This window comes from Emticicia aquatica (assembly GCF_923079645.1).
Classification (GTDB): domain Bacteria; phylum Bacteroidota; class Bacteroidia; order Cytophagales; family Spirosomataceae; genus Emticicia; species Emticicia aquatica.
In genome coordinates this window covers 137,759-162,584 of the sequence record NZ_CAKLPY010000002.1, presented here as the reverse complement: position 1 = coordinate 162,584, position 24,826 = coordinate 137,759, and the positions used below count along the sequence as shown (strand labels likewise).

General features: G+C 34.0%; 21 protein-coding genes. 7 read left to right on the top strand and 14 right to left on the bottom strand.

The annotated features are described in order from the left end of the window. Nucleotides 1–28 precede the first annotated feature (28 nt). On the top strand, nucleotides 29–721 hold the full coding sequence (locus MJQ71_RS10435) for a pseudouridine synthase (RefSeq protein WP_238806557.1): 693 nt from the start codon (nucleotides 29–31) through the stop codon (nucleotides 719–721). An 8-nt stretch (nucleotides 722–729) separates the two neighbouring features. On the opposite strand, the gene MJQ71_RS10430 is transcribed toward MJQ71_RS10435, so the two are convergent. The 7 genes from MJQ71_RS10430 to MJQ71_RS10400 all read right to left on the bottom strand — a co-directional run bounded on the left by MJQ71_RS10430 (nucleotide 730) and on the right by MJQ71_RS10400 (nucleotide 7,712). Further along, nucleotides 730–1,344 (bottom strand): acyltransferase, encoded by a 615-nt coding sequence (locus MJQ71_RS10430; RefSeq protein WP_238806556.1) that lies wholly within the window; start codon nucleotides 1,342–1,344, stop codon nucleotides 730–732. Nucleotides 1,345–1,346: 2 nt separating this feature from the next. Next, nucleotides 1,347–2,201, bottom strand: coding sequence for a glycosyltransferase family 2 protein (locus MJQ71_RS10425; protein WP_238806555.1), 855 nt, complete (start codon nucleotides 2,199–2,201; stop codon nucleotides 1,347–1,349). 87 nt (nucleotides 2,202–2,288) lie between these two features. Continuing rightward, the gene (locus tag MJQ71_RS10420; RefSeq protein WP_238806554.1) at nucleotides 2,289–3,497 is read right to left on the bottom strand and encodes a glycosyltransferase family 2 protein; all 1,209 of its coding nucleotides are present in this window, start codon (nucleotides 3,495–3,497) and stop codon (nucleotides 2,289–2,291) included. A gap of 37 nt (nucleotides 3,498–3,534) precedes the next feature. Further along, complete coding sequence (locus tag MJQ71_RS10415) at nucleotides 3,535–4,722, bottom strand: sugar transferase (RefSeq protein WP_290370175.1); 1,188 nt, start codon at nucleotides 4,720–4,722, stop codon at nucleotides 3,535–3,537. Nucleotides 4,723–4,748: 26 nt separating this feature from the next. After that, nucleotides 4,749–5,135, bottom strand: coding sequence for a response regulator transcription factor (locus MJQ71_RS10410; RefSeq protein WP_238806553.1), 387 nt, complete (start codon nucleotides 5,133–5,135; stop codon nucleotides 4,749–4,751). A 154-nt stretch (nucleotides 5,136–5,289) separates the two neighbouring features. Continuing rightward, on the bottom strand, nucleotides 5,290–6,249 hold the full coding sequence (locus tag MJQ71_RS10405) for a DUF1574 domain-containing protein (RefSeq protein WP_238806552.1): 960 nt from the start codon (nucleotides 6,247–6,249) through the stop codon (nucleotides 5,290–5,292). 11 nt (nucleotides 6,250–6,260) lie between these two features. Next, entirely contained in the window at nucleotides 6,261–7,712 is a 1,452-nt protein-coding gene (locus MJQ71_RS10400; protein WP_238806551.1) for an MBOAT family O-acyltransferase, read from the bottom strand. Between the two features lie 593 nt (nucleotides 7,713–8,305). Between MJQ71_RS10400 and MJQ71_RS10395 the strand changes: the two genes are divergently transcribed. Both MJQ71_RS10395 and MJQ71_RS10390 read left to right on the top strand, forming a co-directional pair. Further along, a complete protein-coding gene (locus MJQ71_RS10395; protein ID WP_238806550.1) occupies nucleotides 8,306–9,445 on the top strand; it encodes an FIST signal transduction protein in 1,140 nt (379 codons plus the stop codon). Between the two features lie 6 nt (nucleotides 9,446–9,451). Then, the gene (locus MJQ71_RS10390; RefSeq protein ID WP_238806549.1) at nucleotides 9,452–10,978 is read left to right on the top strand and encodes an ATP-binding protein; all 1,527 of its coding nucleotides are present in this window, start codon (nucleotides 9,452–9,454) and stop codon (nucleotides 10,976–10,978) included. A 110-nt stretch (nucleotides 10,979–11,088) separates the two neighbouring features. On the opposite strand, the gene MJQ71_RS10385 is transcribed toward MJQ71_RS10390, so the two are convergent. The 4 genes from MJQ71_RS10385 to MJQ71_RS10370 are packed head-to-tail and all read right to left on the bottom strand — an operon-like array spanning nucleotide 11,089 to nucleotide 16,342. Continuing rightward, nucleotides 11,089–11,778 (bottom strand): LytR/AlgR family response regulator transcription factor, encoded by a 690-nt coding sequence (locus MJQ71_RS10385; RefSeq protein WP_238806548.1) that lies wholly within the window; start codon nucleotides 11,776–11,778, stop codon nucleotides 11,089–11,091. 38 nt (nucleotides 11,779–11,816) lie between these two features. Continuing rightward, nucleotides 11,817–14,678, bottom strand: a complete 2,862-nt coding sequence (locus MJQ71_RS10380; RefSeq protein ID WP_238806547.1) for a PAS domain S-box protein — start codon at nucleotides 14,676–14,678, stop codon at nucleotides 11,817–11,819. Between the two features lies 1 nt (nucleotide 14,679). Continuing rightward, nucleotides 14,680–15,219 carry a heme NO-binding domain-containing protein gene (locus MJQ71_RS10375; protein WP_238806546.1) on the bottom strand — a complete coding sequence of 180 codons (540 nt, stop codon included), beginning with the start codon at nucleotides 15,217–15,219 and terminating at the stop codon, nucleotides 14,680–14,682. Between the two features lie 43 nt (nucleotides 15,220–15,262). Beyond that, nucleotides 15,263–16,342 (bottom strand): AI-2E family transporter, encoded by a 1,080-nt coding sequence (locus MJQ71_RS10370; protein WP_238806545.1) that lies wholly within the window; start codon nucleotides 16,340–16,342, stop codon nucleotides 15,263–15,265. Nucleotides 16,343–16,469: 127 nt separating this feature from the next. On the opposite strand from MJQ71_RS10370, the gene MJQ71_RS10365 reads away from it, so the two are divergent. Then, nucleotides 16,470–17,309 (top strand): hypothetical protein, encoded by an 840-nt coding sequence (locus MJQ71_RS10365; RefSeq protein ID WP_238806544.1) that lies wholly within the window; start codon nucleotides 16,470–16,472, stop codon nucleotides 17,307–17,309. A gap of 65 nt (nucleotides 17,310–17,374) precedes the next feature. Here MJQ71_RS10365 and hpf read toward each other — a convergent pair whose 3' ends face one another. Then, nucleotides 17,375–17,734 (bottom strand): ribosome hibernation-promoting factor, HPF/YfiA family, encoded by a 360-nt coding sequence (gene hpf, locus MJQ71_RS10360; protein WP_238806543.1) that lies wholly within the window; start codon nucleotides 17,732–17,734, stop codon nucleotides 17,375–17,377. Between the two features lie 307 nt (nucleotides 17,735–18,041). On the opposite strand from hpf, the gene MJQ71_RS10355 reads away from it, so the two are divergent. Then, on the top strand, nucleotides 18,042–19,568 hold the full coding sequence (locus tag MJQ71_RS10355; RefSeq protein ID WP_238806542.1) for a M20/M25/M40 family metallo-hydrolase: 1,527 nt from the start codon (nucleotides 18,042–18,044) through the stop codon (nucleotides 19,566–19,568). A 65-nt stretch (nucleotides 19,569–19,633) separates the two neighbouring features. Beyond that, the gene (locus MJQ71_RS10350) at nucleotides 19,634–20,485 is read left to right on the top strand and encodes a PE-PGRS family protein (protein WP_238806541.1); all 852 of its coding nucleotides are present in this window, start codon (nucleotides 19,634–19,636) and stop codon (nucleotides 20,483–20,485) included. A 67-nt stretch (nucleotides 20,486–20,552) separates the two neighbouring features. Here MJQ71_RS10350 and MJQ71_RS10345 read toward each other — a convergent pair whose 3' ends face one another. Beyond that, nucleotides 20,553–22,121 carry a hypothetical protein gene (locus MJQ71_RS10345; protein WP_238806540.1) on the bottom strand — a complete coding sequence of 523 codons (1,569 nt, stop codon included), beginning with the start codon at nucleotides 22,119–22,121 and terminating at the stop codon, nucleotides 20,553–20,555. A gap of 42 nt (nucleotides 22,122–22,163) precedes the next feature. Continuing rightward, nucleotides 22,164–23,642, bottom strand: coding sequence for a TonB-dependent receptor (locus MJQ71_RS10340; RefSeq protein ID WP_374759621.1), 1,479 nt, complete (start codon nucleotides 23,640–23,642; stop codon nucleotides 22,164–22,166). Between the two features lie 377 nt (nucleotides 23,643–24,019). Between MJQ71_RS10340 and MJQ71_RS10335 the strand changes: the two genes are divergently transcribed. After that, nucleotides 24,020–24,820, top strand: coding sequence for a glycerophosphodiester phosphodiesterase family protein (locus tag MJQ71_RS10335; protein ID WP_238806538.1), 801 nt, complete (start codon nucleotides 24,020–24,022; stop codon nucleotides 24,818–24,820). Nucleotides 24,821–24,826 lie beyond the last annotated feature (6 nt).

Here is a 24,826-nt window from a genome sequence, read left to right as displayed (position 1 = left end):
CTTTATAATGTCTAATTTTAAATTGTTAATGCAAAATACAGTACTTCCAATTCTTTATCAAGACGATTATCTTGTTGCAATCAATAAACCACATAATTTATTAGTTCATCGTTCATCTATTGCTGCCGACGAAAGTGTTTTTGCTCTGCAATTATTGCGTGACCAACTCAATTGCTGGGTGAGCCCATGTCATAGAATCGACAGAAAAACTTCGGGAGTTTTGCTTTTTGCCCTTTCTCCAGAAGTGGATAAAGAAATTAAAAAGCAATTTGAAAATCATTCAACACACAAGAAATATTTGGCTTTAGTTCGTGGATACTTGCCCGAATCAGGTATGACCGACCGACCGCTTGAAAAAGAAAAAGGTGGTTTTCAAGATGCTATTACGCATTATCGTTGTTTGAAACAAGTGGAACTAGACATTGAAGTAAGTCGTTATCCAAAATCAAGGTACTCATTGGCAGAAATTACGCCAGAAACTGGTCGAATGCACCAAATTAGGAGACATTTTGCCCAATTAAGACATTATTTAATCGGCGATAAAACTTATGGAGAATGTAAACATAACAAGATGTTTGAACAAAAATTTGGTTTAAATACGATGTTACTCCACGCAAGCGAATTAAGTTTTATTCATCCAGTTACTGGAGAAAATATACATATTTCTGCACCAATGAGTGAAGAGTTTACAAGAATATTAACTGAAATCGGAATGCTTTAGAAGGAAAATTAAACCTTTTCCCAAGTTTTTGTTTCAAAATTATATTGCTTAATCACTTTTGCAGGATTACCAACGGCCACACTAAATGGCGGAATATTCTTGGTAACAACCGCTCCACCTGCAATCACACTGTGTTTTCCGATGGTAACGCCAGCCGTTATTACGGCATTTGCCCCAATCCAACAATCATCTTCAATCGTAATTGTTGATGTCGTAACTGGTTGTAAATATATCGGTGTTTCTACATCAGCGTAAACATGATTAAGTCCACTCATAACGATATTTTGGGCAAGAATTACATTGTTGCCAATCGTTACGGGGCCAATGACTACATTTCCGATACCAATTCTAGAATTATTGCCGATGTTAACGGGGCCAACGCCATTATTAATTGTTGCAAAATCTTCAACAGTACTATAATTGCCAATATTGAAAGGTTGAAACGGCAAAACATCCATACGAGTGCGGCGACAAATGCTTGTTCCTTTTCCTATTTTATGAAAAAAAGGATTAACAAACCACTGCACCCAAAGTCGAGGGCGAGCTTGATGCGTAGGGATCAAACACCAATGCACAAACTTTTTAAGTTTCGGACTTGATTTTATTGTAGCAACGATTGACATAATTATTTCTTAAAGAGGTATTTTTTTATACGTAAAGTTAAAGCACTTTTCAAGCCTCCATCGAGTTGAATACGGCGGTCGCTTGTCCAAACACGAGCATCATTACTTTCAATTGCTTTGTTTTTGCCACCAGCTTGTTGCAATCTCAACGCCATCATGCCATCTTCCGTTGCATTTTGTTCGGCTACACCTGCTGCACCCCGAAAAGTTCGTTGCGTTTCGATTTCGTATCCATTAACATCAATGCCTTTTTGGCGAATAAAACCACAGTTAAAGCCCAAAGTATTGAGAAAAGGCTGCGTTTTTTCTTTCTTCTTGATAATAAAACTGCTCAAAAATTCATAAAAAGCATATTGCCATCGAGGTGTGCTATCACTCGGTAAAAACGAATAACTGCCATGAACGCAATAAACTTGCTCATCATTAATCATTCCTTCAGCCATTGCCGTTATCCAACCTGCTGGATAAAAGGTGTCACTATCGCCTGTTAAAATATATTTTCCTTTGGCATTATGCAGGCCGCATGTACGAGCATGACCAACCCCTTGCTTGGTTTCAACGAGGGTTTTGATACCCAATTTTTTGAGTAAAGTAGGCGTTCCATCCGTTGAATTATTATCAATAATGAGTAATTCGGTATCGTATTTTGTGTTAGTATTAGCCAACGAAATAAGCGTATGCAAAATTCCTTCTTCTTCGTTCCAAGCTGGTATAACAACACTAATCAAAGGGTTTTCAGAAGAAAATCTTGCAAGTTTTTGCTTCAAATCAGCAATTTCTGCGTCAGAGTATTGCTTAATATTGAGTGGCTTTTTGATGATATTTTTTACCCAAGAAGGCAAGAAAAAATTAATCATTTGTTCGACGTTTTTATTAGGAAGTAAGAATTGTTGGGAAGCTATTTTGACTTTTCTAAATAGCTTCCGAAACATAACGTTTGATTATTATTCAGCTCTTTTGACTTTTTCCCAGATGCCTGAAGTAAGTCCGTTTCTGTATCGAATATATCCTTTGATAGCACAATAATTCATGAAAGAAAAGTAAAAAGGTACGAATAATAATTTTACTCTAATTCGTTGATTTTCAAGATAATAGCCAGTGATTGCCATTAAATAAAATGCAATTTGAGCCAACATCAAAGCCTGATAAATTGGATAATCAAGCAACTCAGATTGTGTTAAAAGAATGGCAAAATTGAGCAATAAAATAATAGGCAAACAAAAAGGAGCAACTGCCCAACGCATGGCACGATGAGATACATATTGAAAGGAAAGCAAACCATAACGGAAAATATTCCATAAGAAACCTAGTCGAGCAATGGCTTGGAAACCACCTGCAGCAATTCTGATTTTGCGTTTCATTTCATCTTGAATCGAGAATGAAGGTCGTTCGCTTGCGTAAGCTTCAGGTTCATAAATTACCCGATAACCATCGGCAGCAATGCGTAATGAAACAATAAAATCATCAAGCAAAGTGTCTTTTTCAACCTGACCAAATAAGTCAGTTCTTACAGCGAAAAGTTCGCCTGCGGCACCCACAACTGAATAAAGTTCGGTATCAAGTTTTTTCAAGAAAGACTCATATTTCCAATATAAACCTTCTCCAGCACCCGCAGCAGCTTCACTACCTTCGGTTTCAATGCGTTTTTCGCCTGCAACTGCACCAACTTTAGGGTTTTGAAAATGTCTGACGATATTTTTTATGACCAAATTGTTGAGGTTTGTATTAGCATCCGTAAAAATCACGATAGGTGTCGTAATGGTTTTGATGGCCATATTCATGGCTTCAATTTTACCTCTACGGGTATCACCATCAATCATTCTGAGATTTGGATAGGTGGTTTGTAGAGACTTAATATATTCAGAAGTACCATCATTTGAGCCTTCTGTAACAAACAAAACTTCCATTTGCTCAACAGGATAATCGAGACTAAAAGTGTTTGCTACTTTGGCTTGAATACAACTCATTTCGTTGTAGGCAGGAATAACGAGCGTGACTTTTGGTAAAAAAGTTGGGTCGTTATATTTTTTGAATTGTTTGCCGAGAATGTTTCTGATTTTTACAAAAAACCAAGCTAAGATTCCATAGCCAATGTAAGTATAGACAACTAGACCAATACTTAACCAGAATAATATTTCGAGTAAAATAGCCATTAATTTTATTAGGAATTTACGCAAGTGTTAGAAAAAACTATACATTTTCGGACTGCAAAAGAGCAGGGAAAGTCATAAAAAAGATTTTCATATCGAATTTGAAAGAAAAATTTCGTGCATATTCAATATCGAGTTCGATGCGTTCTTCTTCAGTCATTTCTTTTTTGCCTTTTCCACGTTTGGTTACTTGCCAAAGTCCAGTCAAACCGCCAGGCCCAGCAAAACGCTCAATGTATTTATCGGTTGTTAATTTTTCGGCCTCATAAAGTGGTAAAGGACGGTTTCCAATGAGTGACATATCGCCCATGAAAATATTAAACAACTGAGGCAATTCGTCGATACTGCTGTTGCGTAAAAAACCGCCAAACTTTGTTATCCGTGGGTCATTCTGAAATTTCATAAACGCCACTTTTTCTTTCTTTTGATTGAGATAAACTTTTTCGCAAGTTATTTCACCATCGAGGTAAAGTTGTTGTTGGCAAGCACCCAATGGAGTACATTGTTCGCAAAGCCCACTTATTTTCTTTTCGCTCTTTTCTTTGGTGTACATATTGAGCGAACCCATATTTTTTATCATTTGGTCGGCATCGGTTCTCATCGTACGGAATTTGTAAATTTCAAAGATTCGATAGCCTGCACCAACTCGGCGAGACTTATAAACAATTGGGCCTTTTGAGTCAAGTTTTATCAAAATAGCTACAATAATCAAAATTGGTGAAAGCAACAATAGAGCAAAACCCGTAGAAGTAACATCGATGAAACGTTTCCAAAATGGTATTTTTACCTCTAAAATATTTGATTTTGCCTGCTGAGTAGCTTGATAATGACGGCGTTTGATGAAGTATTCAAGCCTAGTGATTAATTCACCAGAACTAAAATCTGTTGGGTATAAATCGTCACCTTTTTTATCGGCAACTTCTTTGACTAATGCTGGTGTAATTTGTTCACTCGTAATGACAACAGGCAATGTACGAGTCCAACTTTCTTGCCGAACTTTTTCTAAAAAATCAATTCCTCCCATGCTTGTTCCAATAATAATGGCATCAGGCGGATAAGCATTTCTGATAAATTCCAAGCATTCTTCAGCACTTTCAAGGACTTTTACATTTAGTCTTGAACCAAATTTTTTTAAGAAATTAACTATTACTTGGTCATTTTTTTCAACTAAAATAACTTTAATCGAAAAGGTTTCTTTATCTGTAGTATTTATTGCGTTTTCATTCATGGCTTTGATTCATTAATTCAATAAAATTATTGAGCTTTTAATCTACGTAGGATAGCCTTGATTTTTGCATGAATTTCCATCGGATTGAAAGGTTTTAGCATAAAATCATCAGCTCCTAAATTTAAACAATCAATACGTTCCTTGCTTTCGTCAGTTCCAGAAAGAATGATAATCGGTATGTTGTTATAAATATTACTTGCACTGATGACTTTAATAAACTCTTTGCCGTTAAGGTTGGGCATATTAAGGTCAGCGATGATAAAATCAGGTTTATTACCTAATTCTAACCAATTCATACCTTCCATTCCATCATTTTTAAGGGTTACATCAAACTCCTTATTTAGGAAATGCTCTAAAATTTTTCTGGTACTTGGCTCATCATCAATGATTAGAAGTTTCAATTTTTGTTCCATTATTACGATTGGTATGATTATATGTATTAAGAATCTTGATTAAATAATAGGTGCATTTCAGAATATTTGTTTTGACAAGTTTTACATCATAATTAAGATTCTCTCATTAGTAATTTTGCCAAAAGAAGGTTTAGATTTTCTGTTTAAAAATTGATTAACGGTAACTTATCGTATTTGTTGGAAGTGCTTGTCGATTATTGAGTATTTCAATTAGTTTGTCATTAAAAATATCAACGCCACCTTGATTCAAATGGTCAGAATCTACAAAATGTTGGTTATCTTTAAGGCTGATAATTTCGTTAAAGTTATAGTAATTTCCATACTTATTCATGATTATATCAAAATCTTGATTATTGCTATAACTATGATATAAAGCAGGAGCAATTGGTGCATAAACTAAGGCAACTTTAATGTTTCTTGCTTTGAGCATCGAAATTATTTCATTGAAAGCCTTAAACTGGTTTTCGTTGAAATCCCATTTTTTTTGAGCGTATTTTTTTTCAGTAGTTATTTTTTCTCTATTTTCCACAAAACCGCCTGAAATATAAGTATCCTTACCTCTTACTTTTGGTTCGACAAATGAAGAATTTAGGTTCAAAAAGTCACTTATTAAGCCAAAAATTAAAGTATTATAAGCTTTAATATTATTGAGTTTGAAAGCTAATTCAACTGTATTTATGTCATTTTTATCATTGGCAATGAGGTCTAATGAAGATTCAACGCCATCAATAGAAAATGTGGTTGGATAAACTTCATAAATAATTAATTTGGGGTTTAGATGGTCTAAATATCTATTTAGAAGAACTTTCGTCTGCAAAGGTGTTTGAGCACTTGAGCCGAGGTTAAAAGAAGTCATTCCTTTCGCCTTGAAAATCCTTGGGTCAAAGCCTCTGTAGGTATGTGATGAACCCAAAAATAGCACATCTATGTTTTTAGTTTTTTTGACCTCCTCAATACGAGAATACATGTGGCCATAAGTGCCAATTCGGTAATTGAGATTCGACTTGATGAAAAATTCGCTAGGAATTAATATTCCCCAAGCTACCAAAAAAAGTACATATAATACAATAGTAAAAGGAATAAATAGGAAAAGCGATTTTATAAACTTGCTCATATTACAATATTTTAAAATTGAAAATAGATAAATGGCGTTTCTTCGGTTTGCATAAACATTCCGATAAGAAATACAATTGCTGAATAAATTACCCAACGAAGTGGTCTTACCCAATTTAATCCTAAACGAGCAATGGCATATTGCTGTTCTCGACCAATCCACTCAACAAATACAAAGCCAATTACGAGCATAATGGTTGTTAATGCACGATACAAATCATCAAGTTGTGGAACGGTAAACAATGAGCTTGAGAAAATTTCTGAGATATAACTAAGAGCATGTTGAAGACTTGCAGCTCTAAAGAATATCCAAGCCAAAAGTGTCAAACTAAAAGTAATAAGCATTGAAAGTAATTCTCTGATTGTTGGAAAGTATTTTCCTTGAGCTACGGTTTCTAAATTATTTCGATTGCTGTTTGTAAGCAAAAGTGGTAAGAAATAAACCGCATTCAGTGTTCCCCAGATAATGAAAGTCCAGTTCGCTCCGTGCCAAAAACCACTGACAATAAAAATAATAAATGTGTTTCTTACTTTCATCCAAGTACCGCCTTTACTTCCACCCAAAGGAATATAAAGATAGTCTCTAAACCAAGCTGAAAGCGAAATGTGCCAACGTCTCCAAAATTCAGCAATATCTCTTGAAAAATAAGGGAAAGCGAAGTTTCTTAATAATTCAATGCCAAAAAGTCGGGCAGTTCCCAAAGCAATATCCGAATAGCCAGAAAAATCACCATAAATTTGAAAAGCAAAGAATAATGCTCCCAAAACTAACGTACTTCCTGAATAATCGGCTGAGTTATTAAATATTAAATTGGCATATTGAGCACAATGGTCGGCAATGACAATTTTTTTAAATAAGCCCCATAAGATTTGCTTTAAACCGTCGCTCGCTTGTGTATAATTAAAAACTCTTTTTTTCTGAATTTGTGGCAAAAGGTGCGTTGCTCTTTCGATAGGCCCAGCCACAAGTAAGGGGAAAAAGCTTACAAAGACCGAATAATCGATAAGATTTCTTTCTGCTTTTATGCGGTCTTTGTAAATATCAATGACGTAGGATAATCCATGAAAAGTATAGAATGAAATCCCAACGGGCAAAATCACTTGTAATGTCCATGGACTTACTTGCAAACCAAAATTGGATACGGCCTCAGCGAATGAAGTTGCAAAAAAGTTGTAGTATTTAAAAACGCCGAGAAACCCAAGGTTAACTGAAATGCTCAGCCAAAACCAAAACTTTTTGCCATTTTGGTCTTTCGCTTCCGACATTTTTATACCCGTATAAAAATCTAATAAAGTCGAGAAAATGAGCAAAAACAAAAACATCCAATTCCAGCAGGCATAAAAAAAGTAACTAGAAACCAATAAAAGGATGTTTTGTAACTTTAAGTTATTGGAGGTAAAAAACCAATATAGTATAAAAACTATTGGTAGAAATATGGCAAAATTAAGAGAGTTGAAAAGCATGTTTTTCTATTATTTTAGTTTTGGACATTTTTTCCAAAGAATTATTATTAGGAAATTTTAATCAACAGTTATTAATAAAAGGGGTTTTCTTTGAATGAAATAATTACTACTTACACTAGTTAATTATTTTTATAGTTGGGTGGAAATCTAAGGGCAATAAAAGCTTATTTTAATGGTTACAACTTTATTGCCAAACTTGTTTTTTTTAGAAAAATTTTTGTTGAACTGTTACCGTAACATCGAACATTTTTTTCTATTGTAATTTATTATTGATGTTAGCAATAATTTTGCCAAAACTTTAATACAATTGTTTTTTATTTTGAACCTGACTGCTAATCATTTTATATTAAAATAAATAGTGTTAAAACGCTTTAAATGCCAAAAAAACACCGTTAAATATGTTATTGGCTTATAAATTGCATAGAAATAAAAAAGAGAATAAATGTTTGTTGTGAAACTATAGACTGATTTAGGTAATTGTGTTTTTGACCATAATCAATCATAAAATCCAACAATTTTGAATCAATACTTTTTCTTGTGAATTTTATTTTTAAATTGCATTCCTATTTCATCCTTAATAGCCATTTTGCCTTATGAAAATTCAACAAAAATCTTTCAACAACAATGAGTGGCACCAAGTTGCTGAAACCGAAAATTTTAATCCATTAAATGTCCAACTGGTATTTGTTTTTGGTGAAAGAAAAATTTTGGAGCAAACTCAAACGTATGAATATGTAAGAAATTTGTATCCTTCGGCCGAAATCATTATTAATTCTACTTCGGGCGAAATTTATAACGATATGGTTTACAGTGGTACAATAATATCGACGGCAATAGAGTTTGATAAAACAATTGTTCGTACGACATTAGTAACCATTGATAACTATTTGGAAAGTTCTAATGCTGGCGAGCAAATTGCAGACGCCTTGTTAGATGATGATTTATCAGCAATTTTTATTATTTCTGATGGTGGAAAAGTTAATGGGAGTGCTTTAATTGCGGCACTTAATGAAAAAACCGCCAATAAAATTCCAATTTCTGGAGGTTTGGCAGGTGATGATGCACGTTTTGAAAAAACATTAGTTGGTCTTAATGAAAATCCTAAAGAAGGCCAGATTATTGGCATAGGATTGTATAGTAAAGAATTAAAAGTTGGGCATGGAACAATGGGTGGATGGGACGGATTTGGTCCTGAACGTGAAGTGACAGAGTCGAAATATAACGTATTGTACACCATTGGAGATAAAGCCGCTCTTGATATATATAAAGAATATTTGGGCAAATATGCCGAAGAATTGCCTGGAGCTGCTTTGCTTTTTCCGCTTTCGATGCGGATTACGGAAGATGATGAACCTGTTGTACGTACGATTCTTTCGATTGATGAAACTAATAAAAGTATGACTTTTGCTGGAGATATGCCTAAAGGGGCTTTAGTTAGATTTATGAAAGCAAATCTTGACAGACTCATTGATGCCTCGGCCTCAGCAGCACAAAATTCGTTAGAACCATTTTCAAAAGGAGCCGAACTCGCTATACTTGTAAGCTGTGTTGGGCGAAAACTTGTTTTAGGACAACGAACTGACGAAGAAGTTGAAGCTGCTAGAGAAGTTTTTGGAGATAAAGCTATAATGACAGGTTTTTATTCTTATGGTGAAATTTCTTCACATAATCCGAATGCCCGATGCGAATTACATAACCAAACGATGACTATTACTACTCTTTCCGAAAAATAATTTTGCATGAATAATACAATCCTTCATCGTTTACTAAGCAAGCAAATTTCTAGGTATCTTACTGAAGATTCCTTAAAAGATGAGCGTTTTCAAAATTTTGTAAAAGCAATCAATGACTCTTACATTAATTTTGATAGAGACAAAGAACTGTTTGAGCATTCGGCTTTGCTCAATGACCGTGATTATACAGAAATTAATGAAAAACTAAAAAAAGAAATTAAGCAAAGACGCCTTTCGGTTGAAAAATTAATCGAAGCTATTTATTCTCTTGAAGTAAAAGAAGGTCTCAGTGCTCAGACTTTAGACCCTAATAATTTACTTGGTTTAGTTGATTATCTGCAAATACAGATTGAAAATCGTAAAAAAATAGAAGCTGAACTAATTTTAGCGAAAGAACTCGCCGAAAAAGCTACCCAAGCCAAATCAGAGTTTCTTTCAATGATGAGCCATGAAATCAGAACTCCACTGAACGCCATTGTTGGTCTGACGTACCTCATGCAACAAGAGGATATTAGTGAAAGTATGGCCGAAAACTTGAAAATATTACAATTTTCGACCGATAACTTACACGTGCTGATTAATGATATTTTAGATTTTAGCAAAATTGAAGCAGGAAAAGTTGAGTTAGAAAGTATTCCTTTTGATGTCAAACAACTGGTTTCAAATATCAAAAAAGCTAATCAAGTAAAAGCTGAGGAGAAAGGAAATAAAATTAGGTTAATGGTCGATGACGATATTCCTAATGTTGTTGTTGGTGATTCGCTTCGACTAGGGCAAGTGATTTCTAATCTAGTTTCTAATGCTGTTAAGTTTACTCGAAATGGAAGCATTACAATTAGTCTTTCTTATATAAGAAAATTTGAAAATAATGTTTTGGTAGAATTTTCTGTAGCCGATACTGGAATCGGGATTCCATTGGAAAAACAAGCAATGATTTTTGATAAATTTACACAAGCCAATTCAGCAACAACTCGCCAATTTGGTGGAACTGGCTTGGGCTTAGTTATTACAAAAAAATTATTGGAATTGTATGGCAGCGAAATTCAACTTGAAAGCGAAGCTGGGAAAGGAGCGAAGTTCTTTTTTACAATCGAATTAGAAATTGGAACTGAAGTTAAAAATAAATCTTCGGAAAATACGGGTGAATTACTCAACGAAAATACACTCAAAGGCGTAAAGGTTTTATTGGTAGAAGATTATCCGATAAATATTAAAGTTGCCACAAAATTCTTAGAAAAATGGCGTGTTGACTTTGATGTTGCCGAAAATGGATTAATTGCTACCGAAAAATTTGAAACTGGTAAGTATGACGTAATTTTGATGGATATTCAGATGCCAGTAATGGATGGATACACCGCTGCTGAAAAAATTAGGGGAGTAGATAATGCCATTCCGATTATTGCATTGACAGCTTCTGCTACATTTACTAACCAAGACAGAGCATTTTTGGTCGGGATGAATGACTACGTAACAAAACCATTTAATCCAAAGGAGTTATTCCATAAAATAGCCAAGTATAGTTTACGTTCTTGAGAATAAAATTGAAGTAAAAAAAGAGGGATAATTTTTAAGAATCACTGTGATTCTTAAAAATTATCCCTCTTTTTTGATTGTATTTCAAGATAATGTTCTCAATTTGTAAATCAAAGCATATTCAATTTATTCAATAATTCAGGTTTATTTGCTCGACTAATCGGAATGACTTTATTTTCGATAACGAGTGTGTTTTCTTCAATATCAACAATTTTATCAAGATGCACAATGTACGAGCGATGAACCCTCAAGAAGCTATCACCTAACTTTTCTTCTAAGTATTTCATGGTTGTATGCACAATATAGGAATGTTTCTTGGCAAAAATCTTAACATAATCGCCTACATTTTCGATGTATAGAATTTCGGAATAAGGCAAACGAATGTATCGACCATCAGTTTTTACATAAATCTCATGTCTTTCGGGCGAAGCTGTAGTTTTGCGAGTGTTTAGTTCTAATACCTTTTCAACGGCAATCTTAAAACGAGGCTGAGTGATGGGCTTCTGAATATAATCAGTTACTTGGTATTGATAGGCTTCAAATGCATATTCAACCTTGCTGGTAGTCATAATTACCTGCGGCATTGAGTAGAGGTTTTTGAGTAAATCAAAACCAGAAAGTCCAGGCATTTCAACATCGAGCCAGATTAGGTCAATTACTTCCTTTGACAAAAACTCTAAGGCATCCTCAGCATTTTCAAAAATATCTACTAATGTGAGTGACTCATGTTGCTCACAAAGTCTTTGAAGAGACATGCGAGCCATGATTTCGTCCTCGACAATAATACATTTTAGTTTCATGTTTTTCTATCGCTTAAAAGTCTTATTTTAAAGAAATGCTATTTCATTAATTTATCTAGTTCTTGTTCTAAAAGAGGGATGCTCTCATTTAATCCGTGCTGAATATTTTCCCAAAGTGATTGCACTTGACTCATATCGGACTCTTCTTTTAGTATTTTTTCCAAGGTTTGCATTTGAATTTCTAAGTCACATAATCCAACCATACCAAGTGTAGGTTTAAGTTTATGCGTAAGAGTTCCCATTTTTACCCATTCTTTTTGAGCAAGTAAATTATTCATAAATTGGAAATCAGGTAAAACATCATTCAAAAATGTTTGGAACATTTCGGTGGCATATTCTTTATCATCTCCATAAAGTTCTTTTAATCGGATACGGTCAATCGGTGACTCGGTGTCATTGTCTGATTCTATTTCAATGACACTATTTGCCGCTAATTTTGAGGAATTTATATAGATTCTTAAAGTATTCAGTAAATGATTTGGAGCGAATGGTTTCGTAATAAAATCATTCATTCCGACCGTAAGAGCTTTGCTTTTTTGGTCAAGCATTGCAGACGCCGTTAGAGCAATAATTGGTGTATGTTGATTTGGGTTTTTGGTGTTCCGAATCGAAATGGTTGCTTCGTATCCATCAGTATTTGGCATCTGAATATCCATCAAAATTATATCAAACAATTGCTTTTGTGCTTGTTCGATTGCTTTTCGGCCATCATTTGCAATGATAAAGTTGATATTCCATTTAGTGAGCAGACTACTAATATATTTTTGGTTCATTATATTGTCTTCTGCTACCAAAATCTTGCAACCTTCTACGCTACTTGGTGCATAATTAATTTCGTGTGTATTGAGGGCAATTTCAGAATCTGATTTTTGGAATGGTAGTGTAAATGTAAACGTTGTACCTTCTCCTTCTTCACTTTTGACGCTAATTGTACCTTCCTGAACCTCAATCAATTGTTTGGTTATGGCTAGCCCTAAACCCGTTCCTTTGTGTTTATGCCCTTGTGCATTTACTTGCTTGAATTTCTGAAAAATCAGGTCTAATTTTTCTTCTGGAATACCACTTCCAGTGTCAATAATTTTAAATTCAATCCAAGTAATATCGTCTTCTTGTTTTTTCTGTTTAACGGCAATGTCAATCGAACCTTCTTCAGTAAACTTTTCAGAATTACCAATAAGGTTCATTAAAATTTGATTCAGAATTAGCTCATCGCCAACGTAGCTTCCCGAAATTCGGGCATCAATCATTAAATTTAACTCAATCGGACGATTTTCAAGCCTAATCTGAAATACCCGTTGAGTAGTTCTGAGCAAACCTACCAAATCGAATGGTTGTTTTTGCACTTCAATGCGGCCAGCTTCAATCTTTGCCATATCAAGTAAGTCAGAAATAAGGCTGAGTAGAAAGTCAGCCGAAGTTTTAAGTATATCTAAATATTCGTATTGTTGTTTGTTTGGTCGTGTGTCGAATAATAAATGCGTCATGCCAATAATTGCATTAAGTGGCGTGCGAATTTCATGGCTCATGTTTGCTAAGAATTGCTTTTCAGCTTGTCGAGCATCTTCTGCAATTTGTTTTGCTAACTCAAGTTCTTGTTCGAGACTTTTTCGTTCTGTAATATCATAATGAATGCCTAATGAACCTACAACCTCACCATTTTCATCAATTATTGGAGCTCCACTGACGATTGTCCAGAGTTTGCTGCCGTCTTTTCTAACTAATTGTAACTCATAAGAAGAAGCATGACCTTTGCTACGTTGTTTTTGATGGCTATCAAGCGTATCATTAAATTCTTTTGCTACAAATAGGTCTGGTGCTACCTTTCCGACTAATTCTTCTTCCGTATATCCAATCATTTTACAGAATCGGTCATAGGCACGAATAATCACTTGATTATTATCGACTTCTAAAAGGCCTAATTCCATGTTATTCATGATACCACGGTATTTCTCTTCGCTTTTACGAATGATTTCTTGAGAACGGTGTTGTTCGGTAATATCAGCGTATTCCCAAAGATGCCCTCGATAATGGCCTTCTAAGAAAATAGGAATATAGTCACGTTGTAAAACCCTACCATCAATCATATTGAGGTTTTCTTCAACGGTTATTACTTTTTGAGTTAATATTTCATCAATTCTTTGAACAAATTGCTCTGGATTATGAAATAAATGCTTTGTTTCTTCGGCCGACTGTGAGCAATCAAAACCAATAAGTGATTCTATTGGCGTTGAGATATTGAAAATTTCACAGAATAATTGATTTACTAGAATAATCTTTCGATTTTCGTCTTCTACTAAAACGCCTTTTTGTAAATTGGTGATAAGCGTTGAAAGTCGAGTTTGGGTTGTTCGTAAAGAATCTTCGGTTGCTTTGTGGTCTGTAATATCACGAGCAACGGCAACTAATTCAATATTATTATTTTCTGATTCAATTAAACGAACTGTCTGTCCAATCCAAACGGTTGTTCCATCTTTTGCACTAACAGGAAACTCGTGGTAAGTACTTTCCCGTTTTTGAAGAATCATGTTTTTATAAAACTCCAGTAAAGTTTCTCTATATTCGGGTAAAACAAGTTGCGTAAAATGTAATCCAATGATTTCTTTTTCGGAGTAGCCTAGCCGTTGCTCTACAACTTTATTAACGAAAGTAAAATAACCTTCAGGAGAGATTTTATAGATAATATCTTGTACAGATTCTATAAGCTCTTGGTAAAGTTGTTCAGTTTTTTGTAATTTGGTTATTCCTATTTTTATCTGACTTTCGAGGTTTTCATTAAGATTACGTAATTGCTCGTTGGCTTTATATAATTCTAAAGATTTTCTTTCCAAGATTTCCTCAGCTTGCTTACGGGCTTTTTGCTCTCGTTCAATTCTATGTTTGAGTAATTCTATTTCTTCCATCTTATTGTTTTGCAATTACAAATTTAACCGAACTACTATCGTCATTGAGCGATTCTTGCGTAATTGAAGCATTTTCGCCAAAATACTGAACACAAGCTTCAATAAGTCCATAGGCTAATCCTGCCATTTTTAAACTCGAATGATAGTAAAAAACTAACGTGTTGTCATTTATTTTTGATACCTCAAATTGAGGTAATTCTGCATCTGGGTATAACTTTTTTACTTCTGTGTGAATATGACTATCAATTGAAGTCAAAAGTGAGAATGTATCAGTGGTTGTTTCGTATATGTAGTGGTAAATAATTATGAATGATTTGAACAAATAATTTCCAAAACTTCTAAATAACTCTTGACTTGGAATATTAGTTTTCAAACTTAGATTTGACATCAAATCTTCCATTTCAGTGTAGTCGTATGTACCAACTGCGGTATAAATGCCACCAGATGGGAGATTTGTAATCTTTAGAAGGGTATCAACCATATTATAGCCAAACCGCTGTTCAACCATTTCTAAAAACTCGGTAAACATTATACCTTTCATAGATTAATTAGGAAAAAGCAATTTTTAGTAGCACTTATATATATCAATATCGTCTTTTCTTCTCAACGTCAATGTGGTCGGCATCTCCTAACAAAAAACCATAAGGTCTTAAATCTTCAATCGAATCGAAAATAACCTTGATAATTGCAGTTAAAGGTAACGCAAGAACCAAGCCACCTATGCTCCAAAGGTTACCAAAAATTATTAATGCGATGATTGCCGCCATTGAATTGATGCTAACCTTTGTTCCGACGATATATGGCGTGATGAAATTTCCCTCCAACATTTGAATCGTAAAAAAAAGTGCAGCCACTCCAAAAGCGTACCAAGCTGAGTCTTTTGTGATTAAAGCAAACAAAATTGGCAATAATGAGCCAATAGCGATGCCGATGTAAGGAATTAGTACCAAAAATGAAGCCAAAAATCCGAAGAAAATGGCATGTTCGATTCCTAACAAGTATAAACCAGCAGTATTTAATATGCCAATTAGAGCAATAACCATACCTAAACCTACAACATAGTTAATTACAACATCTTTTACTTTGGTTAAAACAACATCTACACGGTGGCTACTAACAGATTTGAAAACTTTATAAAAAAACACTCTAATAAAATCTCGATACAATAAAAGTAAAAAAACATACAACGGAATAATAGTCAGATTACCCAACAAACCTGTGGTTGTTGAAAGCGTATTTCCAATAATATCACTGTTGTCTTTAAGAAATTGAGTCAAATATTTTTGTCCTTCCACCTTTTGTTGTGTGCGACTAATATGAAAATTTTGTCGAATAAATATTTGAAGCTTTTTAAACCATATTTCGGCTTTATCTGTGAGTTGTGGCAAAACCTCTTCTAAATCCATGATTTGCACATAAACTAGATAGAATAAAAAAGAGAAAATGCCTAAAGTAATGCAAATTACTAAAGAAATAGCCAGCCAACGTGGCAAACGATGACGCTCAAGAAATTCACAGGCGGGCATTAATAATAAAGCAAAAATACCCGAAAATGTCAAAGGAATAAGCAAATCGCTTAGTATATGCAAGCCATAAATAATGATAACTAATGAGATAAGTACATAAGCAAGACGAGCATTAAATGGCTGCTGGAATATTTTCATGAATGTTGATAATTTTATTTTTACAAGATATTCTATTAATTTATAAGTAGGTTTTTCCAAAATTAGCTAACTTGTTGTCCAAATTCAAACTTTTCTTAGGCGATTTAGAAAATCGTTTTTAAACGGTATGTTCCTATATAAATTCTATATGTTTTTGTTTGCGTTGAGGGTGGCGACTTGTAATTGCAGTCCCGAAATTCGTAAGACTGGATTCAAACGAGCGAAAGCTGAATACACCATTTCAAACACAGGAAGAATGCCAATTTGTATAAACGAAAATTCGGGAATTGCTCGTGCTTGGCAGGATGACTATTATTGGACTCATAACGATGGTGGAGGAAATACTGAACTTTATATGATTAATACAAAAGGGAGTGTTTTTGATACTCTTTTTGTGAATAATTCTAAAAATATAGACTGGGAAGAACTGACAAAAGACGATAAAGGGAATATTTACATAGGCGATTTTGGTAATAACAATCAAGCTCGAAAGGATCTAACTATTTACAAATATAGGAATGGGAAAACCCAAAAAATTACTTTCCACTATGGGGAGCAAGAGCATTTTCCTTCTAAAAATAAAATTTTCGATTGCGAAGCCTTCTTTTGGTTTGGTGGAAAATTGTATTTGTTTTCAAAAGATTGGTCAAAATCGCACCAAACAATCATGTACATTTTGCCCGATGAAGCAGGAGATTATGTGTTATTTCCAGAGCAAAGTGTTTTCTTGAAAAGTCCAATAACGGCAGCGGATATTAGCCCAAGCGGAAAGGAATTTGCACTACTTTCCTATGGAAAAGTATATATTTTTGAGATTAATGGAGAAAGGATAGATTTTTCTAAACCAAAATCATGTATTAAAATCGGTCGAAATCAAATGGAAGCCTTAGCCTATATTAATGATACTGATTTTATAATGACAAATGAGCAGCGAAAGATTTTTATTGCAACCAAAAAACAAGATTAAAAAAAAGGGGGTAAATCTATTAGATTTACCCCCTTTTACTTGAAATATTACATGAAGTTTATTTTTCAGAATTCATCTTCAACAACTTCTTCTTCAGCTGGAATCTCTCGTTTTTTATGTTCAACTTCGTTTTTCTTGTCTTTAAATTTTTTAATTTGGGTTTTTAATGCCTCTAGTGCCAAGTCGGTTGCTTCTTCAAATGTTGTTCCTTTCTCCTCTGCAAAGATTGTGTGACCAGGTACATTTAATTTGATTTCAATGTGCTTTTTGTGAATTTTGCTGTTTTCTCCTTTGTCTAATTTTAGAAAAACTTCACCACTAATAAATTTGTCGTAGAAGGTGTCTAATTTGTTTAATTTGTTTTGAATAAATCCGACCAATTTAGGGTCGATGTCGAAATGGACTGCATGCACATGAATCTTCATAACGCACTAATTTAGAGTGAATAATTACGTAAACTACTGAGATTCAAGATATTAGAAAAAATGTCGGAATACTACTTTTTCGTATCTCTAATCTAGCACCTTGTCTCTCGTTTTTCAAAGAACTTTCATTAATCTAACGTAGTAAAAAAAACAATACGTGTCAAGAACTATTTAAAGTAATTTATTATGATGAATGAAATATTAAAACGATTAAATCACAAAGAAAGATTTGTAGGCTATTCTGTTGGAATTATCGGAAACCTCGCCTACATTTCCACTTATTTTGCATTCAACATCTAATTCAACTATGAAACGCTGCTTTTTACCATTATTTCTGCTAATATCAACTATAAGTTTTGCTCAAAGTTCATTAATCGAACAAGCACGCAATTTCCGAAAAGCCAACGAGCATGCACTTTTAGGTGAATTTATGGGTTTATTGTCGATTCCAAATATTGTGTATGATACCGTTGGAATTCAAAGAACGGCGGCATACATTGTGAAAATGATGGAAAATCGTGGCATCAAAACCCAATTATTAAATGGAAAAACAAAAAGTGTGCCACCAGCTATTTTTGGTGAAGTTATAGTTCCAAATGCGACCAAAACGATTGTTTTTTATGCTCATTACGATGGTCAACCTGTCAATCCAAATCAATGGGCTGAAGGAATTGAACCTTTCAAGTCGGTATTTTTAGATGCTTCACTCGAAAAAGGTGGTAAAATAATTCCTGCTCCCAAATTAGGTGAAAAAATTAATCCAGATTGGAGAATTTACGGAAGAAGTGCTTCAGATGATAAAGCAGGTGTGTTTTCAATACTTTCGGCTTATGAAATTTTAACCAAATTAGGCATTTCACCTTCGGTCAATATCAAATTTTTCTTTGAAGGAGAAGAAGAGGCTGGTTCAACACATTTATCGGAAATTTTAGAAAATCATAAAGAAAAACTTAAATCCGACCTTTGGATAATTTGTGATGGGCCCGTGCATCAATCGGGTAGAAAACAAGTAGTTTTTGGGGTTCGAGGAGACGTAAACATGGAAGTAAAAGTTTATGCTTCCAAACGACCGCTTCACAGTGGGCATTATGGTAATTGGGCTCCAAATCCAGCCATGCTTTTGGCTAAATTATTATCTTCAATGAAAGATGATAATGGTCGAGTTTTAATCAAAGGATTTTATGATGATGTTGTGCCATTTACTGAAACTGAGAAAAAAGCGATTGCTAAAGTTCCTTCGGTTGATGAACAAATGCGAAACGAGTTGGGTTTTATTCAAGCAGAAGGTGGAGGAAAGTCTTTGGTTGAATTAATCAACTTGCCTTCGCTCAATATAAATGGTTTTTCGAGTGCAAACGTTGGTAAGATGGCGGCGAATGTTATTCCTGTTTCGGCAACAGCCGCTTTAGATTTACGACTTGTTTTAGGAAATGATGCACAACGCCAAGTGCAAAAAGTAATAGAACATATCAAAACACAAGGCTATTATGTAACCCAAAACGAAAGTATTACCGACGAGGAACGCCTGAAATATCCATTAATAGCACGTGTACAAGCTCAAAAAGGATATAATGCTCAACGAACTAAAATGGATTTACCGATTGCTCAAAATGTAATTAAGGCAGTTCAATCAAGCACTAGCGAGGAAGTAGTTTTGATGCCAAGTTTGGGCGGAAGTTTACCTTTATTTTTGTTTGAAAAATACCTTGCCACACCTACAATTACAGTTCCGATTGCAAACCATGACAATAATCAACACGCAGAAAACGAAAATATTAGGATTCAAAATATTTGGAACGGTATCGAAACCTATGTGGCATTAATGAAAATGTAATTTTAACCCATCAATTTGTTTTCAATTGATAAGTATGATGATTTTTGCACAACGATATTTTTAATATGAAAAGATTAAATAATTATGACTATTTATTGTTAGTTATTGATTTTATAGTACTTGTTTTATTGTTTATTCCAATGGCGTTGTATTACTTGCCCCATTCTTTAGCTAGTGAAGCTTCTGGTATTTGCGATAGCATTTCGATGCCAGGTAATGTTTGGGTACATGAAGATGGAGATAATCCAAATGTTTTACACCAGTTTTCGTATCAGGGTAAGTATAAAGGTAATGTTGAACTTCCATTTTCAAACCGAGACTGGGAAGATATTAGCATTGGTGCTGGCCCCGAAAATAACAAAAATTATATTTATTTAGCTGACATTGGAGATAACGGCACTTTTCATAGTGAATATTATATTTATCGTTTTCTTGAACCAGAATCGCTTGTTAATAAAGAAGTTAAATTTGACCAAATTACCTTTAAATATGCTGATGGTAGCAAAAACGCAGAATGTATATTGCTCGACCCCGCAACAAAGGATATTTACATAGTTACAAAAGTTGAAGGGAAGGCAGAAATTTTTCGACTTTTATATCCACAATCGCTTACTGATGTTCAAACAGCCCAATATATTCAAACAGTTCCAGTTTCAGCTGTAACAAGTGGAGGCATTTCAAATGATGGTAAAACAATTGCTTTACGAACCTATAACGCAATTTATTATTGGTTTCTCAAAAATAATGAGAACATTATTACGGCACTTGCCCGAAAAGAAGACCAAATAATGACCTATTCAAAAGAGCCACAAGGAGAAGGTTTTTGCTTTGAAAAAAGCAATGAAGGTTTTTTTACAATTAGTGAAAGGTCTCGATGGTCGAAAAAGCCCAATTTTTTTTTCTATTTCAAGAAGTAATAAAAAAACAACTTTAAAATATTGCATGCTACAAAATTAAAGTTGTTTTTTGATGGAGTTGAATATATTATTCAGCGTTGAAATCCTTAAAAACCTTTTTTATATTGGCATCTGATGGCTTATTTTTCGCTTCCCAAGCGGCATCCAAATCTAAAACAACCAAACCTTTTAAGCTCATTGAGTTCATAAAATCATCTACTTTTCTAACGAAATCAGGTCCTCTACGAGATGATTTTAAGGCAAAATCACGGGCGAAAATATCTCCTTTACTTTGTAATTCATTTTTCTTTTCGACGATATAATTAAGTCTATCGATCAAATCTTTCATTGAACGGCCAATTACCTCTGTTGCTTCGAGCGTACCAATCGTCAAAACTGTTGTTCCGCCCAAAGTTGAAATCAAACGTTGTTGGTCGGGTTTATCTTTTGGTACAAAAACAGACGATAAACTTGTTGTTGCCCCCAATGATGCATTGACAATTGAACGATTTTTCTTGCCTTTTTTGGCTTGACTATATGATTTTTTTAATTCTGTTTCTTTTTCTTTCATTTGCTCGAGCAGTTCCCAGCCTCGCAGCAATGTTCCTCTGTATAGATTATAAAGTTTTAAGTCGGTTTCAGCTTCATTAATGGCGTTTTTCACCACAAAACGAATGCTTTTTATATCTCTTTTTTTAGTTTTATCCAAAACAAAAAAATCAACATCAAAAGCCAATGAATCTAGCGGGTCTTTTACAAAATCATAAGTTGGATGCCACGTAAATTCGTATTGATTAGATGTATTTTTTATCAAAGTATTTTTGTTAATCTGTTGATTTTCAGTCAAAAAATCAAATTCTTGAATATCATCATCGCCATTTGGGTCGGATAAATAAAAGCGAATATTAACGGTTTGGTTTTCTTTTAATCGAAAAACATTATCTCTTGGCACAACAATAATTTCAGGAGGTAAATCAATTTGTGTGGCTTCTATTTTAAGACGACCTTTTGTTTGTGTTTTTGAAGGTTGGTCTTCGACATAAAACTCTAAAAACATTGGATTTCCTTCCATTGTTTTTTCTTTTAATTTTTTGAATTGAGTCAACGAAGGCGACCATGAAATTTCGCCTTGTGAAGTCATTTTCATTCCTTCTGGCATTGTCTCAAAAGAAGGAATAATCACAACTGGGTCATTGTCTTCATCATACACAAAGTCACGGTCAATTTTATAAACATTCGTTGTATTATATTGCAGATAAAAGGGCTTTAAATCGCGAATAATTGGACTACGATTGATGTGTTGAATACGAAATTCGACTTTTGAAGAAATACTTTCATTGGTCGAATCACATTTTGCTTCAAAAATTACCTGATGAAATTTATATGAATCGAGTCTATCAACAAGTGAATAAGGCGGAATCCAAGTAAAACGACCAAGTGAGTCGAAAGCCATTCCATCAAGCTTGCCTTGAGGAATAGTGAATCTAAATTTTTCGCAATTTTTCCCTTCAATTTTTAATTCAAAAGATACTTCAGAGCCTTCTTTTAATTGGCTCCATTCTTTTCCTGGAGGAAGAACGATTTTAGGTGATTCTTGAGCAAGTGTATGAATTGAAAATATGAGTAATAAGTTGGTAATCAGTAATTTAACTTTCATTTTGTTGTTGATGTTTTACAAATAGACAAGTAAAATAAAACTTTAAATATCACTTGTTGTAGTTGTTACTTCTTCATTATCGATTTTATTTGGAGACCCTTTTAATCCAGGCACGACCACACATGGAAAACCAAATAAACAACGGTCTTTAATCATTTTTATTACCTCATCTGGTACGTTTTCTTCCCAACCGTCTTCTCCTTGTCTGATAAGTTCCAGAGTTTTATTGGTGTTTATATTCAGATTTGTTTCGTTATAATGATGAATGTCTTCTATTTTATTATTCGCTATCAAATACCGATAAAGGTCAATTAATTGAATTGGAGGATTAAACCTCATGCAGTTCATTATGTTGTTATTTTGATAAGTAGGATAAACAAATAGTTTAAGATTTCGGCTAAAAAGTGTAGCAAACGACTCTAAAATTCCTCCTGCTAAATCTTTATAATGGCTTTCTTCAAAGATATATTCGAGATTTGGATAACCGATAATTAAACCCATTTTGAGTTTAGTCAATTTTGAAAGATAGGAAACTAACTTATAATATTCTTGATAATTTGAAATCAGTACCATTTGTCCAAGCGAACACAGAATATCGACTCTATCTAAAAAATCTTTTTCGTCAATTTCAGCATCATCACGCTGTAATCCTTGTAAGGTAATTTCTGAAAGTACAACTACTCGGTCTTTGTCAACGTCGGGTTCTCGCATGAATTGTTTACGACCATTGGCCAACATATCGAGATGCACATTTACTAACGGACGGAATCGTCCACGTAGTACCAAAGCATGTTTTCTGAAAAGCACTTCAGAAGGTTGAAGATTTTTACCATCAGCACCAAACAAAGCAATATCAGAGAAACCGTATTTTACTAAATGTAAACTCATTAATCGGTTATCGACGTGTTTAAAATCGGCTCCTTCAAAACGAATCATATCAATTTGGATGCGGTCTTTGGCAAGGTCATCCATGAGCGACAATAAAAGTATTTCTGGGTCTTTATTATAAAAAAAACAGCCATACATAAGGTTTACACCCAAAGTGCCAAGTGCTTGTTGTTGCAGAATACTATCATTATCCAACATTTTTACGTGAATAATAATATCATTATAATCGCCATGCGGAGTAAGTTGAAAGCGAACTCCCATCCAACCATGAGCATCGTTATTTTTATGATAATTGAGGGCTGCAACGGTATCTGAAAAAGCAAAAAAAGTTGAATTATCACCACGTTTTTCATCCAAACGCTCAATTAATAGGCCATATTCGTGGTCGAGCATACTCATTAATCGAGGTTCACAAACGTAACGACCGTTTTCCATCACACCATAGATGGCATCAGAAAAAGTCATATCGTATGCCGACATCGTTTTGGCGATGGTATTTGACGCTCCACCAGCTTTGAAAAAATTGGCCGCAACATCTTGCCCAGCACCAATTTCGGCAAAACAACCATAAATCTGTTTATTGAGATTAATACGTAAAGCTTTTTGCTTTGTTCCGAGGTTTTTTTCGTGTATGATTTCCATTAAAACAGTATTTTTTGACTTCCAACTAAATTTTTCCAAGCAGATTTAACCAAAAATCAGCAAGTGCATTATTAAATATGATGATGTATGTTTAGCAAACATATTTTATCCCAAAGTTATTTTAAAATTTGCACTATTTTTATAAAATTTCTTAAAAATAAGCATAAGTGTTGGATTATTAAGTTGTTGAAAACCTTAGATTTTTTTGGGAATAGAAATTTAGAAATAATAAATATACTTTTTTAAAGGCATATTCAACAGAATGGGGTTCGGTTAATCAATTCAAAAAAAATAATAATATCATAATATGATTTTGATATCGTCATTTCCTAGCATGTTTAAATTTGACCCAATCAAATTTAATTGAAATGGCCACTAATAAAATAATCATCTTACTTCTTCTTATTCCTGAATTGGTATTTTGCCAATCACGAGGAGTGTTTCCGAAAGTAAAAAATAACTTCGTGGTGATTGCTCACCGAGGCTTTCATGCAGAATTTCCTGAAAACACAATTGAATCACTACGAAAAGCCATCGAAATTGGCGTTGATTATGTAGAAGTTGACATCAGAACAACGCTTGAAGGCGTACCGGTAGTGATGCACGATGCAAATGCGGAACGGACAACCGATGGGAAAGGCAAAATTTCAGAAATGTCAACCGTTGATTTTAGGAATCTTAAAATAAAAGGAACGGACATAAATCCGCCAACACTTTCTTCATATTTAATGGAAGCTAAAGGCAAAATCAATCTTTATTTGGATATTAAAGATGCCGACGCTGTTAGAATAAACGGTTTGTTGGAAAAGTATCAAATGAAAAACAATGTAGTGATTTACTGCTCTTCACCGCAAGTTTTTGAATGGAAAAAAGTAGCTCCAACAATTCCAATTATTGTGAGTCCACCAACGACTGCAAAAAATCCAATTGAATTTGAATCTTATGTTTTAAGTTTTCCTGTATCAATTTTAGATGGGTCACTTAAAATGTATGATGCGACGATAATAAATAAATTATCGGAAATACACATACCTGTTTGGTTAGATACACTCAATGCAGAAGACAATGAAGAATCTTGGAATGCAGCTATTGCTTTGGGTATCAAAGCTTTACAAACCGATAAGCCGTTGGAGTTGATTTCTTTTCTTCAAAAAAATAATCTCAGATAGTTTTTT

What these genes read in the sequence shown, in the direction of transcription:
- MJQ71_RS10435 (WP_238806557.1), top strand. Translation starts at nt 29, where the DNA reads ATGCAAAATACAGTACTTCCAATTCTTTATCAAGACGATTATCTTGTT.
- MJQ71_RS10430 (WP_238806556.1), bottom strand. Translation starts at nt 1,344, where the DNA reads ATGTCAATCGTTGCTACAATAAAATCAAGTCCGAAACTTAAAAAGTTT.
- MJQ71_RS10425 (WP_238806555.1), bottom strand. Translation starts at nt 2,201, where the DNA reads ATGATTAATTTTTTCTTGCCTTCTTGGGTAAAAAATATCATCAAAAAG.
- MJQ71_RS10420 (WP_238806554.1), bottom strand. Translation starts at nt 3,497, where the DNA reads ATGGCTATTTTACTCGAAATATTATTCTGGTTAAGTATTGGTCTAGTT.
- MJQ71_RS10415 (WP_290370175.1), bottom strand. Translation starts at nt 4,722, where the DNA reads ATGAATGAAAACGCAATAAATACTACAGATAAAGAAACCTTTTCGATT.
- MJQ71_RS10410 (WP_238806553.1), bottom strand. Translation starts at nt 5,135, where the DNA reads ATGGAACAAAAATTGAAACTTCTAATCATTGATGATGAGCCAAGTACC.
- MJQ71_RS10405 (WP_238806552.1), bottom strand. Translation starts at nt 6,249, where the DNA reads ATGAGCAAGTTTATAAAATCGCTTTTCCTATTTATTCCTTTTACTATT.
- MJQ71_RS10400 (WP_238806551.1), bottom strand. Translation starts at nt 7,712, where the DNA reads ATGCTTTTCAACTCTCTTAATTTTGCCATATTTCTACCAATAGTTTTT.
- MJQ71_RS10395 (WP_238806550.1), top strand. Translation starts at nt 8,306, where the DNA reads ATGAAAATTCAACAAAAATCTTTCAACAACAATGAGTGGCACCAAGTT.
- MJQ71_RS10390 (WP_238806549.1), top strand. Translation starts at nt 9,452, where the DNA reads ATGAATAATACAATCCTTCATCGTTTACTAAGCAAGCAAATTTCTAGG.
- MJQ71_RS10385 (WP_238806548.1), bottom strand. Translation starts at nt 11,778, where the DNA reads ATGAAACTAAAATGTATTATTGTCGAGGACGAAATCATGGCTCGCATG.
- MJQ71_RS10380 (WP_238806547.1), bottom strand. Translation starts at nt 14,678, where the DNA reads ATGGAAGAAATAGAATTACTCAAACATAGAATTGAACGAGAGCAAAAA.
- MJQ71_RS10375 (WP_238806546.1), bottom strand. Translation starts at nt 15,219, where the DNA reads ATGAAAGGTATAATGTTTACCGAGTTTTTAGAAATGGTTGAACAGCGG.
- MJQ71_RS10370 (WP_238806545.1), bottom strand. Translation starts at nt 16,342, where the DNA reads ATGAAAATATTCCAGCAGCCATTTAATGCTCGTCTTGCTTATGTACTT.
- MJQ71_RS10365 (WP_238806544.1), top strand. Translation starts at nt 16,470, where the DNA reads ATGTTCCTATATAAATTCTATATGTTTTTGTTTGCGTTGAGGGTGGCG.
- hpf (WP_238806543.1), bottom strand. Translation starts at nt 17,734, where the DNA reads ATGAAGATTCATGTGCATGCAGTCCATTTCGACATCGACCCTAAATTG.
- MJQ71_RS10355 (WP_238806542.1), top strand. Translation starts at nt 18,042, where the DNA reads ATGAAACGCTGCTTTTTACCATTATTTCTGCTAATATCAACTATAAGT.
- MJQ71_RS10350 (WP_238806541.1), top strand. Translation starts at nt 19,634, where the DNA reads ATGAAAAGATTAAATAATTATGACTATTTATTGTTAGTTATTGATTTT.
- MJQ71_RS10345 (WP_238806540.1), bottom strand. Translation starts at nt 22,121, where the DNA reads ATGAAAGTTAAATTACTGATTACCAACTTATTACTCATATTTTCAATT.
- MJQ71_RS10335 (WP_238806538.1), top strand. Translation starts at nt 24,020, where the DNA reads ATGGCCACTAATAAAATAATCATCTTACTTCTTCTTATTCCTGAATTG.